The sequence below is a fragment of the Orrella dioscoreae genome (assembly GCF_900089455.2).
Lineage (GTDB): Bacteria > Pseudomonadota > Gammaproteobacteria > Burkholderiales > Burkholderiaceae_B > Orrella > Orrella dioscoreae.
In genome coordinates this window covers 2,538,459-2,552,180 of the sequence record NZ_LT907988.1, presented here as the reverse complement: position 1 = coordinate 2,552,180, position 13,722 = coordinate 2,538,459, and the positions used below count along the sequence as shown (strand labels likewise).

Genomic DNA, 13,722 nt, shown 5'->3' with positions numbered 1-13,722 from the left:
AGGGCGGGCCGGCGCGTTCTTTCATTCGGCGTCCAGTTCGGGATAGTGTCGGAAGATGCCGTCCCCATAGGGCAGGCGGCGTTCGCTGGCGAAATAGTCGCGCAGGGCAGGCAATTGCGCGACGCGCAGGTGCAGGGCCATCAGCCTCGGATAGCGCGAGGCCAGCGTGCTCATGCGGCGCGGGAAGGCATGCAGCAGGCCGTCCACGACGTGGTGCAGCGACAGGTCGGCATAGGTCCAGCCCTTGGCGGTCAGCCAGCCGCTTTCCCCATCCAGAAGGCCCTCGAAGTAGCCCAGGAACTTCGGCATGCGGGATTGCCGGAAGTCGTCGGCCCGCCGCAAGGCCTCCTCTTTCTGCGCTTCGTAGTACAGGCCAGCCGCGATGGGGTGGTGGACGTCGTGCGCCTCGGCCACCAGGTCCGCGAGGGTCAGTTGCACCTGGTTGATCCACAGCCGGCCGGCGGTGTCGGCGGGCGCCAGGCCATGCTTCTCGCCCAGGAACAGCAGGATGTTGGCCGTCTGTGCCAGCGTCATGCCATCGGCGACCAGATAGGGCGGGGCGAAAGGCGGATCCGGCCGGCGGGCCTGCAGGTCCTCGATGAGGCTGGAGGAATCGCCACCGCTCTCGCGGGCGCGATCCACGTAGTCGATGCCGCCGGCCTCCAGGGCCAGGCGGACGAACTCGCCGCGGCCGGGGATGCCGTCCCAGTACCAGAAGTCATAGGCCATGAAGCGCTCCTTTGGAGGGGGGACCAACCCCGGTTGTAGCGCCGCCCGGATTTCAACGTCTTTACGCAATGTTTCGGCACGCAGCGGGAACCGTATGCGTAAATGCAACTCACAAGGACTCACTCGCAGGGAGTTACAACAACATGATCGCCATCAACCGACGTCATCTCACGCTTTCCCTCGCCGTCCTTGGCGCGGCCGGCGCCTCGCTGGCCACGCTGCAAGACGCCCAGGCCGCCAACGCCGCACCCGCCGTGCAGGAGCTGGCCACCGGCCTGAACCACCCCTGGGGCATGGTCTTCCTGCCCGACGGCCAGGGCGCCCTCATCACCGAACGCGCGGGCGACCTGCGCCTGTGGCAGGACGGCAAGGGCGTGTCCCAGCCGCTGCGCGGCGTGCCCAAGGTGCATTCCCAGGGGCAGGGCGGCCTGCTGGACGTGGCGCTGTCACCGGACTTCGCCCAGGACCGCATGGTCTACCTGTCGTACTCGGAAGCGGGGGATGGCCGCGCCGGCACGGCGGTGGGCCGCGGCAAGCTGGCCGAGGACAACGCCAGCCTGCAGGACTTCACCGTGATCTTTCGCCAGGCGCCCAAGCTGTCCAACGGCCAGCATTTCGGCTCGCGCCTGGTGTTCGACCGCGACGGCATGCTCTTCATCACGCTGGGCGACAACGGCCAGCGGCCCACGGCGCAGGACCTGGACAAGCTGCAGGGCAAGACCGTGCGCCTGAATGCCGATGGTAGCGTGCCCAAGGACAATCCCTTCGTGGGCGAGGACGGCGCGCGGCCCGAAATCTGGTCCTATGGTCACCGCAACGCCCAGGGCATGGCGCTGCATCCCCGGACGGGCGCCGTCTGGCTGAACGAGCACGGCGCGCAGGGCGGCGACGAGATCAACATTCCGAAGGCGGGCGCCAACTATGGCTGGCCGCTGGCCACGCACGGGGTGAACTATGGCGGCGCGCCGATCCCCGAGGCCAAGGGCAAGCGCGTGCCCGGCACCGAGCAGCCGGATTTCGTGTGGGAACAGTCGCCCGCCGTGAGCGGCATGGCCTTCTATGAACATGCGCGCTTCCCGGCCTGGCAGGGGTCGATCTTCGTGGGCGCGCTGAAGGACCAGAGCCTGATCCGCCTGACGCAGGAAGGCGGCAAGATCGTGGAGCAGGAACGGCTGCTGAAGGATCGCGGCGAGCGTATCCGCGACGTGCGCCAGGGGCCGGACGGCAGCCTGTATGTGTTGACCGACAGCAGCGACGGCAAGCTGCTGCGCGTGGGCCTGCGGGAATGACGGGCTAGGGCCTGTTACTTCGCGCGGCGGGATTCGCGCAAGGCGATATAGATCCCGCTGCCCGCGATCAACGCGGCGCCGATATAGGCCCAGGTGTCGGGCAGTTCGCGCCAGAACAGCCAGCCGAACAGCGTGGCCCACAGCAGGCCCGTGTAGTCGAAGGGCGCCACGACCGAGGCGGGCGCGATGCGAAAGCCCTGGGTGATCAGCGTGAGGCCCAGCGTGCTGCACAGCGCGATCCCCAGCAGGCCGGGCAGGTGCTCGGCCTGCACCGGGGTCCAATACCAGGGCTGCCAAGGCAGGCTGATGACGGCCTGCGCCGCGGCGATGTAGAAGGTCGTGGTCAACATGCTTTCCTGCGCGCCGATGCGGCGCGCGCTGACCATCATCACCGCGTAGCCCACGGCGCCCGCCAGGGGCAGCAAGGCCGCCGGCTGGAAACCCGCCATGCCGGGCCGCACCACCACCAGCACGCCCAGGAAGCCCGCCAGCACGGCGATCCAGCCGCGCAGGTCGACGTCTTCGCGCAGCACCAGCACCGACAGCAGCGTCACGAAAAGCGGCGCGGCGAAGATGATGGCCGTGGCTTCCACCAGGGGCAGCAGGGTCAGGCTGAAGTAGAAGCCGCAGGCACTGGCGACGTTGATGGCGCCGCGCATCGCGTGGATGCCCAGGTGGCGGGTGCGCAGCGCCCGGCGACCACCCATCCAGACCACCAGCAAGGCCACCACCGGCAGCGCGAAGGCGCCGCGCAGGAACAGCAGCTGGATGGGGGCATACGCCTCGCCCAGCCACTTCGCAAGGCTGTCGCTCATGCTGAGGCTGCAGATGCCCGCGACGACGCAGAGGATGCCTGCGGCGGAGCGGGAGGGCGAGGAGGGGGCGGTGGAAGCGTCGGACATCATTCGGGGGCACAACGGCAGGCAGGGCGGATGACACAAGGGCGCGCAGGCAGGCGCGCCGAAAAAACGAAAGGCAGGCCCGCCCAAAGGATGGCCCACCGCTGTCTAGCCTAACAGAACGGCAGGCAGGCATGCCCCATGCTGGTGCGCAACGCCCTCTGGCGTGCACCAACGGGAGGATAACGGCCCCGGCAGGCCTACCGTCCTGTCTGGCTGGCAAGTCTGGCACGCGACTTGCTTGTCAGTTCATGCCCGCGCAAGGACGCGCGGCACATCCCTCACGGAGCAGTACCCGGCAAAGGCGCCCAGACCCACGTGGTCCAGGGCGCCTTTCGCGTTTTGAAGGCAGCAGGAGCAAGCATGCAACGTCCATCCCCCTCCGAGATCCGGGACCTCGTCATCGTCGGCAACGGCATGGTGGGCCACCACTGCGTCGAACAGCTGGTGGCCGCCGGGGCCCTGGCGCAATGGCGCATCCACGTCTATGGCGAGGAGGCGCATCGCGCCTATGACCGCGTCCACCTGTCCGAATACTTCTCGGGCCGCGACGCCGGATCATTGGCGCTGGGCGAGGCCGCGCTGTATGAACAGGACGGCGTGTCCCTGCACCTGGACGCGCCGGTGCTGGGGCTGGACCGCAAGCGCCGCGTGGTCTACACGCAGGCAGGCGAACAGCGCTATGACGCGCTGGTGCTGGCCACGGGCTCCTATCCCTTCGTGCCGGTCATCGAAGGCGCCGAGGACGCGGCGCGGCTGGTCTATCGCACGCTGGACGACCTGGACGTGATCCGCGCCGCCGCCGCCCAGGCCCGACGCGGCGTCGTGGTGGGGGGAGGATTGCTGGGGCTGGAGGCCGCCAACGCCTTGAAGTCGCTGGGCCTGGAGGCGCACGTGGTCGAGTTCGCGCCGCGGCTCATGCCCGTGCAGCTGGACGAGCTGGGCGGCGAGGCGCTGAAGGCGCGCATCGAATCACTGGGCGTGGGCGTGCACCTGTCGCGCGCCACCCAGTCCATCAGCGCGGGCGAAACCTATCGCTACCGCATGAACTTCGCCGACGGCGAGCACCTGGAAACCGACCTCATCGTGTTCTCGGCGGGCATCCGCGCGCAGGACAGCCTGGCGCGCGCCAGCGGCCTGACGATCGGCCCGCGCGGCGGCGTCGTGGTGGACGACGATTGCCGCAGCAGCGATGCCGACATCTACGCCATCGGAGAATGCGCGGCCTGGCAGGGCACCTGTTTCGGGCTGGTGGCGCCGGGCTACCAGATGGCGCGCACCGTCGCCGCGCAACTCTGTGCGCAAGCCGCCCAGCCTTTCGCGGGCGCCGACATGTCGACCAAGCTGAAGCTGCTGGGCGTGGACGTGGGTTCGCTGGGCGACGCGCATGGCGCGACCCGCGATGCGCGCAGCTATCGCTACATCGACGAGGCCGGGGCCAGCTATCGCCGCCTGGTGGTCTCGGGCGACGGCAAGCGCGTGCTGGGCGCGGTGCTGGTGGGCGACAACAGCTATTACGACACCTTGCTGCAGTACGTGCAGAACGGCATTGCGCCGCCGGCCGACCCGGCCAGCCTGATCCTGCCGGCCAGCGGCGACGCGCCGGCGCTGGGCGTCGATGCCTTGCCGGCCACGGCCACGATCTGCTCGTGCCACAACGTGAGCAAGGGCGCGATCAGCGCGGCCATCGACGGCGGTTGCGCCGACCTGGCGCAGGTGAAGGCCTGCACCAAGGCCGCCACGGGTTGCGGCGGCTGCACGGCGCTGCTGAAGAACGTGGTCGAACACGCGTTGACCGCGCGCGGCGTGGCCGTGGACAAGAGCCTGTGCGAGCACTTCGCGTACACGCGGCGCGAGCTCTACGACATCGTGCGCGTCGAGGGCATCGAGCGCTTCGACGAACTGCTGGCCCGGCACGGCCGTGGCTCGGTGGGCTGCGACATCTGCAAGCCCGCGGTGGGCTCCATCCTGGCCTCGTGCTGGAACCGGCCGATCCAGGACCCGCTGCTGGTGCCGCTGCAGGACACCAACGACACCTTCATGGCGAACATGCAGAAGAACGGCACCTATTCGGTGGTGCCGCGCATCCCGGCGGGCGAGGTGACGCCCGAGGGACTGATCGTGATCGGGGAGATCGCGCGCACATATGCGCTGTACGTGAAGATCACCGGCGGCCAGCGCATCGATCTTTTCGGTGCGCAGCTGCACCAGTTGCCGGACATCTGGGCCGAGCTGATCGCCGCCGGCTTCGAGACCGGCCATGCCTATGGCAAGTCGACCCGCACCGTGAAGTCCTGCGTGGGCAGCACCTGGTGCCGCTACGGCGTGCAGGACAGCGTGCGGATGGCACTGGACCTGGAGCATCGTTACAAGGGCCTACGCGCGCCGCACAAGCTGAAGTTCGCGGTCTCCGGCTGCACCCGCGAATGCGCCGAGGCCCAGAGCAAGGACATCGGCGTCATCGCCACCGAAAGCGGCTGGAACCTGTACGTGTGCGGCAACGGCGGCATGCGGCCGCGCCATGCCGAGCTGTTCGCCACGGACCTGGACGACCGCAAGTTGATCCAATATATCGACCGCCTGCTGATGTTCTACATCCGCACCGCGGACAAGCTGCAGCGCACCTCGGTCTGGCGCGAGTCGCTGGAGGGCGGCCTGGACTACCTGAAGGCCGTGGTGATCGAGGACAGCCTGGGCCTGGCCGCCGAGCTGGAGGCGCAGATGCAGCAGGTGGTCGACCGCTATGAATGCGAATGGGCCAATGCGCTGGCGGATCCGGAGAAACTCAAGCGCTTCCGCACCTTCGTGAACGCCCAGGGCGGCGATCCCGACATCCGCATGGAGGACGAGCGCGGCCAGCCGCGACCGGCAAGGCCCGCGGCCCTGCGCGAGATCGCCATCGTCGAGGAGGTGCTGTGATGGCGGCGCCTGACGAGTCCCGAGCCTGGCGCACCGTGTGCCGCCGCGCCGATCTGGTGGCCGAGTCCGGCGTCGTGGCGCTGGTCGATGGCGAACAGGTCGCGATCTTCCACGTGCCCGGCGACGAAACAGAGGTCTATGCCGTGTCCAACCACGACCCGTTCTCGGGCGTCAACGTCATCGGCCGCGGCATCGTGGGCCGCCTGGGCGGTGAGCTGGTGGTGGCCTCGCCGCTCTACAAGCAGCATTTCCGCCTGCGCGATGGCGTCTGCCTGGAGGATGCCGGCCAGCGCCTGCGCACCTGGGAGGCGCGGCTGCACGGCGACGTCGTGGAACTGGCTTGAAGAGGAGGGCGCCATGACGCATGTGAAGCCTGGCCAGCCCCATCCTCCCGTGCGCCTGATCGGCGCCGGGCCGGGCGATCCGGAACTGCTGACGCTGAAGGCCGTGCGCGCGCTCGGCGAGGCCGAGGTCGTGCTGGTCGACGACCTGGTCAATCCGGAGATCCTGGCCCATTGCCCGCAGGCCCGCCTCGTGCGCGTGGGCAAGCGCGGCGGCTGCCGGTCCACGCCGCAGGACTTCATCCAGCGGCTGATGCTGCGCTATGCCCGGCAGGGCAGGCGGGTGGCCCGCCTGAAGGGCGGCGACCCCTGTGTGTTCGGACGCGGCGGGGAAGAGCAGCAATGGCTGGCTCGCCATGGCGTGGCCTGCGAGATCATCAACGGCATCACGTCCGGACTGGCCGCTGCCACGGACTGCGGCATTCCGCTGACCCTGCGCGGCGTGGCGCGCGCGGTCACCCTGGTCACCGCGCACACCGAAGACGATTCCGCGCCGGATTGGAAGGCCCTGGCGGCCAGCGGCGCGACGCTGGTCGTCTACATGGGCGTCGCCACCTTGCCCGCCACGCGAGGGCATCTGCTGGCCGCGGGCATGGCGCCCGCCACGCCGGTGGCGATGATCGAACGGGCCTCGCTACCCGCGCAGCGGCATTGCGTGAGCAGCCTGGCGGCCATGGAAGACGACGCGCGCGCCTTCGGCCTGCGCAGCCCGGCGGTGCTGGTGATCGGTGACGTCGCGGCCTGGGCCAGGGCGCAGGAAACGAGGGCGGACCTGCGCGCCAGCGCCTGACACGCGATGAACGAGCACACCCTGCCCGACGCCTTGCGTTACCTCATTGCCGCCAGGCGCGCCGAGACGACCGGCCTCGAGGCGCTGGCGCACGTCTGCACGCTGGTCACGCAGGCGGGTGAACTGGTGCACGCCCTGCAGAAAGAGCGCGGCTATTCGAACGTCTATCTGGCGGCCGAGCACGCGTCCGCCCGCGAAACGCTGCTGGCGTATGCCGCCGATGCCGACGTGCAGGCGCGGGCGCTCAGGCAGGGCCTGGAACGGCTGGATCCCGCCGCGCAGGCAACCGCCGACAAGGCCAGGCTGCTGACCCGCGTGGCCTATGTGCTCTATCGCCTGGACGAACTGCCCGCCTTGCGCCGCCGCGTGCTGGCGCGCGACCTGGACATCGAGACCTCGCTGGCGCACTACACGCGGCTGATCAACGGACTGCTGGGACTGGTCTTCGACGCGGCCGACACCGCCTTGGACCCCGAGGTGACGCGGGCGCTGGTGGCGCTCTTCAACCTGATGCAGGGCAAGGAACTGGCCGGCCAGGAGCGCGCCTGTGGCGTGCGCGGTTTTGCCGCGGGCCATTTCACGGCGCCGCAGCATGCCCAGCTGGCGCAACTGATCGACGGCCAGGACCGTTGCTTCGAGGCCTTCCTGGCCCACGCCCAGCCGCCGCAACAGGCAGCCTGGGCTGCACTGGCGGCATGTGAGGCCGAGCTGCGCCAGTTGCGCGGCATGGCTGCCCGCACGTCGCCCGACGCGCGCGTGGATGCCGCCTTGGCGCAGATCTGGTTCGACGTCCAGACCGCCCGCATCGACGGCATGCGCGCGGTCGAGGCCGAGCTGTCCGCCGCCTTGCCGGCCCTGTGCCAGGCACGCATCGCCCGCGCGCATGATGACCTGGACAATCATCGTCGGCTCGCTCGCCAGTTGGCGGAGCCGGCGGCGGCATCGGCGGTGCTTTTCACCGTGCAGGGCAACGCCCTGGATGCGGGCGCGCCCGACCTGGCCGGCCCGATGTTGTCGCCCCAGTTGTCCCGTTCGCTGCTGGACCTCGTGCAGGCCCAGGCGCAACGCCTGCAGGCCTTGTCCGACGCACTGGCGGGCGCCCGCAGCAGCCTGGATGCGCGCAAGCATATCGAGCAGGCCAAGCAACTGCTGATGGCCCACCACACGCTCAGCGAAGCGGCAGCCCACGACAAGCTGCGCAAGGCGGCCATGAGTCGGGGCCTGAAGCTGGAAGAATTTGCCCGCCAGGTGCTGGCGGCGGGCGCGGGCGGCCAGGCCTGAACGCGGATGACCCGCAGGCGGCCGCCCAAAGACCCTGACGCCAACGCAGCCTGCGCCGGCATATTGCCGCGCGGCCCGGTAATATGACAGGCTGCCTGGACCGACCGTCCGGGCCGAGACCGACCGGAATACAGGAGCAGGGCAGCATGAGCGAATGCAGGGTCAACGGCACTCCCCAGAACTGGGGCTTGAGCCAGATCGTCAACGGACTGCGGGATGCGCGGATGGAGTGGCGCGCGCACAGCGGGCGCATGCGCGCCTCGGGCGAGCGCGAGTTTCCCTCGGTGGCGCAGGTGCGCTGCGCGGTCGAGCTGCTCTGTGGCGCGCTGTTTCCCATGCGCCTGGGCCCCATCGACCTGCGCGAGGAGAACGAAGACGCCTATGTGCAACTGACACTGGCCAAGGCGCTGGACCAGTTGTCGCACCAGGTGCGCCTGGAGCTGGGCTACGGCGCCCGGCACTCGGCCGTGGCGCCGGAAACCATCGCGGCCCAGGCCCGTGAACTGGTCAGCGCCTTCGCGGCCGCCTTGCCGCGCGTGCGGGTCATGCTGGACACCGACGTCATCGCGGCCTACCAGGGCGATCCCGCCGCGCGCAGCGTGGACGAGGTGCTGCTGTGCTATCCGGGCGTCATCGCGGTCATCCACCATCGCCTGGCGCACGAGCTCTACAAGCTGGGCGCGCCGCTGGTCGCCCGCATCGTGGCGGAGATCGCCCACGCCGACACCGGCATCGACATCCACCCGGGCGCGACCATCGGCGCCAGCTTCTTCATCGACCACGGCACGGGCGTGGTGATCGGCGAAACCACCATCATCGGTGAGCGCGTGCGCCTGTACCAGGCGGTCACGCTGGGCGCCAAGCGCTTCCCCGCCAGCGAGAACGGCGAATTGAAGAAAGGGCTGCCGCGCCACCCCATCCTGGAAGACGACGTGGTCATCTACGCCGGCGCCACCATCCTGGGCCGCATCACCGTGGGACGCGCCTCCGTCATCGGCGGCAATGTCTGGCTGACGAATTCGGTTCCGGCGCACAGCAGCGTCACGCAGGCCTCGCTCATCAGCGACGGCGCCACGCAGGACAACGGCGCATAAGGCAACGGCGCATCCTGGGATGCGCCGTCGGGGCCTTGAGGGCCTGAGGGAACGCGCAGGGCAGGGCTTTTGCCCGCCCCGCGGAATCAGGGCGCGAGCGTCTTGATCAGCAGGTCCGCATTGCCTTCCAGCTCTGCCACGGGGTCCGTGCCGTCGGTGGCCAGCACGATGGCCTTGGCGCCACCGGCCTCGATGGCCTCGCGCAGCGCGGGCGTGGGCTCGCGGTGCAACAGCGCGGCCGCTGCGCCGTTGTCCTTCAGCGTGGCGGTCAACTGCGCCAGCGCCTCGGGCGTCCATTCCTTGTCGTCGTGCGCGAGGGTATCGATCAGGTCAAGGTTGAACTCCGACACCAGGTAGGGCAGGCGCTCGGACAGGCTCACCACGGACACATTGCTGGCGGCGGCCAGGCCCTTCTGGCTGCGGGCGTTCAGCGTCACCAGGCGGCGCTTGATGGCGGCCAGGTTGGTCTCGATGGCCTTGTCATCCGAGGGCGACAGTCGGCCCAGGTCGGCGGCCACGATATCGGCCATGCGGCCCAGGTTCACGACGCTCAGCCACGGATGCGCGGCGAACTGCGCGCCAGGATTGCCGCCCTGCAGCGCAATGCCATTCAGCGCGCCATCCAGCGGCCGGGCGGCATCGATCTCGACGATGCGGATGTTGCTGCGGCGCGCGACCGGGAAGAGCGGGTCATCCGCCCACAGCGAGCGCAGGCCCACCACGGCGTCGGCCGTGCCGGCCGCCTTGGCCAGCGCGGGGCCGCCGCGGCCACCGAAATACGAAGCCAGGCGGGTGGGCGGCAGGTTGGCGGGCGCGGCGCGCTCGACACGGATCCTGGTGCCCTTGGCCAGGCTCTCGGTCAGGGCGTGCACCACGGGATGCGCGGTCAGCACGGTGGCCGAGGCGTCGCTGGCGGCCGGACCGCTGGCCTGCGCCGCAGCGCGCGAAGCGCGCGTCGCACGGCCTTCCTGGGCATGGGCGGGCACGGCGGCGGCCGCGGCGCCCAGGGCCAGCGCGACCACGGCAGCCAGGCGGCTCAGGGAGAGGGGGAAAGTCTGGGAAGTCATCCTGCATTTCCTTTCAAGCTGGGCAGGACGCCGCGCGCCACTGCCGAGGCCGCAAACAAGACGCCTGCGACCAGAATGATGGCCGCGCCCGAAGGCACCGGCAGTTCGAGTTCGATGGGCAGCATGATGCCGGCCAGCGTGCTGATCGTGGCCAGCAGCACCGACAGGCCGAAGAAGCCCTTGAGCGATTGCGACAGCAGGCGCGCGGCCGCGGCCGGAATCACCAGCAGGGCGCCGACCAGGATGGCGCCGATCACCTTGACCGAGGCCACCGTCACCAGCGTGACCAGCACCACGAAGAGATAGTCCATGGCCTTGACCGGCACGCCGCGCACGGCGGCCAGCTGCGGATTGAAGCTGGCCAGCATCAGGCGGTTGTAGTTCGGCAGCGCCAGGGCCACCGTCAAGAGCGCCACGCAGGCCAGCACCGCCAGATCCTGGCCGTTGACGGTCAGCACCGAGCCGAACAGCACGTTCTCCAGGATATGGATATTGATGCGGCCGGCCAGGATCAGCAGCAGGCTTGCGCCCAGCGCCAGCGACACCGACAGGAACACGCCGATCAGCGTGTCGGGCGTCAGGCCCGTGCGGTTGCGCAGGTAATTCAGCAGGATGCCGAACATCAGGCAGTAGCTGAACAGGCTGCCGTAGGGACCGGTGTAGGGTTCGCCCAGCAGGATGCCGATGGCCACGCCGGTCAGCGCCGCGTGCCCCACGGCCTCCGAGAAGAAGGCGTAGCGCTTGACCACCACCAGCGTGCCCAGGCCGCCCAGGATCGGCCCGATGATGAGCCCGGCCAGCAGGGCATTGACCACGAAGCCATAGGTGAGGGAATCCGGCAGCATGCCGGCTTGCGCCCAGCCCTGGATCAGTTGGCGCAGGGTATCGAAGAAAGCGCTCATGCCGCGCGCTCCTCGGCCACGTCACCCACCAGCGGCCGCGTGGAGAACAGCGCCAGCAGCCGGTCAGGCGTCAAGACCTGCGCGGGCGGACCGTCGCACAGCACCTGGCGGTTCAGGCCGGTGACGCGATCGGCCAGACGGCCCACGGCCGCCAGGTCGTGCTCCACCCACAAGACGGTCACGCCTTCGGCGCGCCAGTCGGCCAGCAGTTGCTCGAACACGCGCATGCCGGCCTCGTCCAGGGCGGACATGGGTTCGTCCAGGATCACCAGCGAGGGCATGGGCACGAGGCCTTGCGCCAGCAGCACGCGCTGGCGTTCGCCGCCCGAGAGCGCGCCCATGCGGCGATGGCGCTTTTCCAGCATGCCCACGCGTCCCAGCGCGGCGTCGATGTCCGCCGAGCGCGTGCGCGACAGTCCCAGGAAGGCCGGGCGGCGCTGGCACATGGCGGCCATGAAGTCGTTCACCGTCATGGGCAGGCCGCGATCGAACTCCAGCGCCTGCGGCACGTAGCCGATGACGCCCGCGCGTTCGCCAGGCCAGGTCACCGACAGCTGGCCGCGGTGCGGCATCTGGCCCAGCAGTGTCTTGATCAGCGAGCTCTTGCCGCCGCCATTGGGGCCGACCAGGGCATGCACGCTGCCGGGCGCGACCGTCATGCTGACATCGCGCAGGATGGGCGTGCGGCCCAGGACCAGCGAGATCTGCCTGAACGCCAGCGCCGGGCCGCGCGGGCCGGCGGGCAGGTCCTGCGTCATGCGCCGGCCTCCTTGATGGCGCGCACGACGGTGTCCAGGTTCTGCTTCATCTCTTTCTCGAACTGGTCGGCGCCGTATTCACCATAGGAAATGTGCGACAGCGAATACAGCTTCACGCCGGTCTCGCGCTGGATGGTCTCCACGTAGGCCGAGGGGAAGTTCAGCTCCGAGAAGATCACCTTCACGTTCAGCTTGTTCAACTGGTCGACGGTGGTCTTCAATTGAGCCGGGCTGGGCTCGATGCCATGGGCGGGCTCGACCACGGCCGTCACTTCCAGGCCGAATTCGCGCAGCAGGTAGTCATAGGCGCCATGGATGGTGGCCACGCGCAGGTCCGCATTCGGGGCCGAGACCAACTGGCCCAGGGCATCGGCGCGCAGCTTGCGCAGGCGCTGCCCATAGGCGCGGGCATTGGCGGTGTAGGTCTGCGCATTGGCCGGGTCGATGCGGCCCAGCTCGCGGGCGATGGTGTTGACCTGGGCGATCGAGGCGGTGATCGACAGGAAGGTGTGCGGGTTCACCACCTTGCCCGAGGCGTCCCCGCCCCGCGCGGCCATGCCGACGGCGGCCAGCAGCGGCACCTGGGCATTGGCTTCGATGACGGGCATCTTGGGCTTCTCGCTGGCGGCGATCATGCGGTCGGCGAAATCGTCATGGCCGATGCCGTTCAGCACCACCAGGTCCAGCGAGCCGATGCGCTTGATGTCCTCGGCGCGCGGCTCGTACGCGTGCGGATTGAAGCCCACCGGGATCAGCGGCACGACCTCGGCCTTGTCACCCACGATGTTGGCGACGTAGCTGTAATAGGGATGCAGCGTCACGCCGATGCGCAGGCGCTTGTCGGCCGCCTGGGCGGGCCCGGCCACGGTGAACGCGGCGGCAAGCAGCAGCAGGCTGGCCAGTTGCCGGGCGCGGCGGCGCAGGAACATCGGGATAGCGGTGAATGCGTGCATGGATCTCGGGTATCGGAAGGAACGCGGAAGACGGGAGCGGGGAAGGGGGCGGCGATGGCCTGCTAGGGCCGGCCCTGGCGGGTGACGCCGCTGTCGAACTGCGCCACCACCTGGCGCCAGCCGGCGGCGGCCAGTGCGGCGTCGCTGGCGGGATCGGGCAGGCTGGCCGAGGCCTCGCGGCTGAGCCAGACGTCGGGCTCGCCGTGGGGCAGGCCGTGGCTGGCGCCGGCGTGGCCGTGGCCGTCGGTGGCTGGCGCGGCAGTTGCCGCCGACGGCACACGCAGGATGAAGGAGCCCGCCACCTCGGTGTCGGCGCTACGGCCCACGTAGAGCGTCTGCGCGGCTTGCGGCTGGGCAGTCCAGGCATGGCCGCCCCGGACGGCGGTGCTGTTGTCGACGACGAAGGGAGGCACGCCCAGCTCGGCCAGGCCGGCCACGCCGGGCAGCGCGCCCTCGGCCTGGGCGGCGTAGCGGATTTCCTCGCTGGCCACGCGCAGGTCGGCATAGATGCCCTGCTCGGCAGGCGTCAGCGCGCGGCGCGCATCGATCTGGTTGGCCGAGACCGCCTGGGTCTCGACGGCTGCCGGACGCAGCCCGATGTAGCTGGCGGCCAGCGCGACGATCAATGCGCAGGCGCCCAGGACGGCAAGGGTTTCATGGCCGGCGCCTGCCGGCCGTATCACTTGGGTGGACGGCATGC

Annotated in this window: 13 protein-coding genes; 6 read left to right on the top strand and 7 right to left on the bottom strand. The window is 69.7% G+C overall.

Annotated features, from left to right (window positions below; translation table 11 throughout):
- Positions 1-21: 21 nt before the first annotated feature.
- Complete coding sequence (locus ODI_RS11970; RefSeq protein WP_067750251.1) at positions 22-729, bottom strand: glutathione S-transferase; 708 nt, start codon at positions 727-729, stop codon at positions 22-24.
- A gap of 143 nt (positions 730-872) precedes the next feature.
- Between ODI_RS11970 and ODI_RS11965 the strand changes: the two genes are divergently transcribed.
- Positions 873-2,018: a PQQ-dependent sugar dehydrogenase gene (locus tag ODI_RS11965; protein WP_082985171.1), complete on the top strand. Its 1,146-nt coding sequence runs from the start codon at positions 873-875 to the stop codon at positions 2,016-2,018.
- A gap of 14 nt (positions 2,019-2,032) precedes the next feature.
- Here the strand turns inward: ODI_RS11965 and ODI_RS11960 are convergent, their stop codons facing one another.
- Entirely contained in the window at positions 2,033-2,923 is an 891-nt protein-coding gene (locus ODI_RS11960) for a DMT family transporter (RefSeq protein WP_067750252.1), read from the bottom strand.
- Between the two features lie 357 nt (positions 2,924-3,280).
- On the opposite strand from ODI_RS11960, the gene nirB reads away from it, so the two are divergent.
- The 5 genes from nirB to epsC all read left to right on the top strand — a co-directional run bounded on the left by nirB (position 3,281) and on the right by epsC (position 9,342).
- On the top strand, positions 3,281-5,836 hold the full coding sequence (nirB, locus tag ODI_RS11955; RefSeq protein ID WP_067750254.1) for a nitrite reductase large subunit NirB: 2,556 nt from the start codon (positions 3,281-3,283) through the stop codon (positions 5,834-5,836).
- Positions 5,836-6,180 (top strand): nitrite reductase small subunit NirD, encoded by a 345-nt coding sequence (nirD, locus tag ODI_RS11950; RefSeq protein WP_067750256.1) that lies wholly within the window; start codon positions 5,836-5,838, stop codon positions 6,178-6,180. The genes nirB and nirD overlap by 1 nt, the downstream gene beginning before the upstream one ends.
- Before the next feature lie 13 nt (positions 6,181-6,193).
- Positions 6,194-6,967, top strand: a complete 774-nt coding sequence (gene cobA, locus ODI_RS11945; RefSeq protein ID WP_067750258.1) for a uroporphyrinogen-III C-methyltransferase — start codon at positions 6,194-6,196, stop codon at positions 6,965-6,967.
- A 6-nt stretch (positions 6,968-6,973) separates the two neighbouring features.
- Positions 6,974-8,248 carry a nitrate regulatory protein gene (locus ODI_RS11940; RefSeq protein WP_067750262.1) on the top strand — a complete coding sequence of 425 codons (1,275 nt, stop codon included), beginning with the start codon at positions 6,974-6,976 and terminating at the stop codon, positions 8,246-8,248.
- 146 nt (positions 8,249-8,394) lie between these two features.
- Positions 8,395-9,342: a serine O-acetyltransferase EpsC gene (epsC, locus tag ODI_RS11935; protein ID WP_067750264.1), complete on the top strand. Its 948-nt coding sequence runs from the start codon at positions 8,395-8,397 to the stop codon at positions 9,340-9,342.
- Positions 9,343-9,428: 86 nt separating this feature from the next.
- On the opposite strand, the gene ODI_RS11930 is transcribed toward epsC, so the two are convergent.
- The 5 genes from ODI_RS11930 to ODI_RS11910 all read right to left on the bottom strand — a co-directional run bounded on the left by ODI_RS11930 (position 9,429) and on the right by ODI_RS11910 (position 13,720).
- Positions 9,429-10,409 (bottom strand): metal ABC transporter substrate-binding protein, encoded by a 981-nt coding sequence (locus tag ODI_RS11930; protein ID WP_067750266.1) that lies wholly within the window; start codon positions 10,407-10,409, stop codon positions 9,429-9,431.
- The gene (locus tag ODI_RS11925; protein WP_067750268.1) at positions 10,406-11,311 is read right to left on the bottom strand and encodes a metal ABC transporter permease; all 906 of its coding nucleotides are present in this window, start codon (positions 11,309-11,311) and stop codon (positions 10,406-10,408) included. The genes ODI_RS11930 and ODI_RS11925 overlap by 4 nt, the downstream gene beginning before the upstream one ends.
- Entirely contained in the window at positions 11,308-12,069 is a 762-nt protein-coding gene (locus ODI_RS11920; RefSeq protein WP_067750269.1) for a metal ABC transporter ATP-binding protein, read from the bottom strand. The genes ODI_RS11925 and ODI_RS11920 overlap by 4 nt, the downstream gene beginning before the upstream one ends.
- Positions 12,066-13,022 (bottom strand): metal ABC transporter substrate-binding protein, encoded by a 957-nt coding sequence (locus ODI_RS11915; protein WP_197707093.1) that lies wholly within the window; start codon positions 13,020-13,022, stop codon positions 12,066-12,068. The genes ODI_RS11920 and ODI_RS11915 overlap by 4 nt, the downstream gene beginning before the upstream one ends.
- A gap of 62 nt (positions 13,023-13,084) precedes the next feature.
- On the bottom strand, positions 13,085-13,720 hold the full coding sequence (locus tag ODI_RS11910) for a DUF6162 family protein (RefSeq protein ID WP_067750271.1): 636 nt from the start codon (positions 13,718-13,720) through the stop codon (positions 13,085-13,087).
- Positions 13,721-13,722: the final 2 nt, after the last annotated feature.

Excerpts from the sequence above, each read along its gene's own strand:
- ODI_RS11970 (WP_067750251.1), bottom strand. The coding sequence starts at position 729 with ATGGCCTATGACTTCTGGTACTGGGACGGCATCCCCGGCCGCGGCGAG.
- ODI_RS11965 (WP_082985171.1), top strand. The coding sequence starts at position 873 with ATGATCGCCATCAACCGACGTCATCTCACGCTTTCCCTCGCCGTCCTT.
- ODI_RS11960 (WP_067750252.1), bottom strand. The coding sequence starts at position 2,923 with ATGATGTCCGACGCTTCCACCGCCCCCTCCTCGCCCTCCCGCTCCGCC.
- nirB (WP_067750254.1), top strand. The coding sequence starts at position 3,281 with ATGCAACGTCCATCCCCCTCCGAGATCCGGGACCTCGTCATCGTCGGC.
- nirD (WP_067750256.1), top strand. The coding sequence starts at position 5,836 with ATGGCGGCGCCTGACGAGTCCCGAGCCTGGCGCACCGTGTGCCGCCGC.
- cobA (WP_067750258.1), top strand. The coding sequence starts at position 6,194 with ATGACGCATGTGAAGCCTGGCCAGCCCCATCCTCCCGTGCGCCTGATC.
- ODI_RS11940 (WP_067750262.1), top strand. The coding sequence starts at position 6,974 with ATGAACGAGCACACCCTGCCCGACGCCTTGCGTTACCTCATTGCCGCC.
- epsC (WP_067750264.1), top strand. The coding sequence starts at position 8,395 with ATGAGCGAATGCAGGGTCAACGGCACTCCCCAGAACTGGGGCTTGAGC.
- ODI_RS11930 (WP_067750266.1), bottom strand. The coding sequence starts at position 10,409 with ATGACTTCCCAGACTTTCCCCCTCTCCCTGAGCCGCCTGGCTGCCGTG.
- ODI_RS11925 (WP_067750268.1), bottom strand. The coding sequence starts at position 11,311 with ATGAGCGCTTTCTTCGATACCCTGCGCCAACTGATCCAGGGCTGGGCG.
- ODI_RS11920 (WP_067750269.1), bottom strand. The coding sequence starts at position 12,069 with ATGACGCAGGACCTGCCCGCCGGCCCGCGCGGCCCGGCGCTGGCGTTC.
- ODI_RS11915 (WP_197707093.1), bottom strand. The coding sequence starts at position 13,022 with ATGCACGCATTCACCGCTATCCCGATGTTCCTGCGCCGCCGCGCCCGG.
- ODI_RS11910 (WP_067750271.1), bottom strand. The coding sequence starts at position 13,720 with ATGCCGTCCACCCAAGTGATACGGCCGGCAGGCGCCGGCCATGAAACC.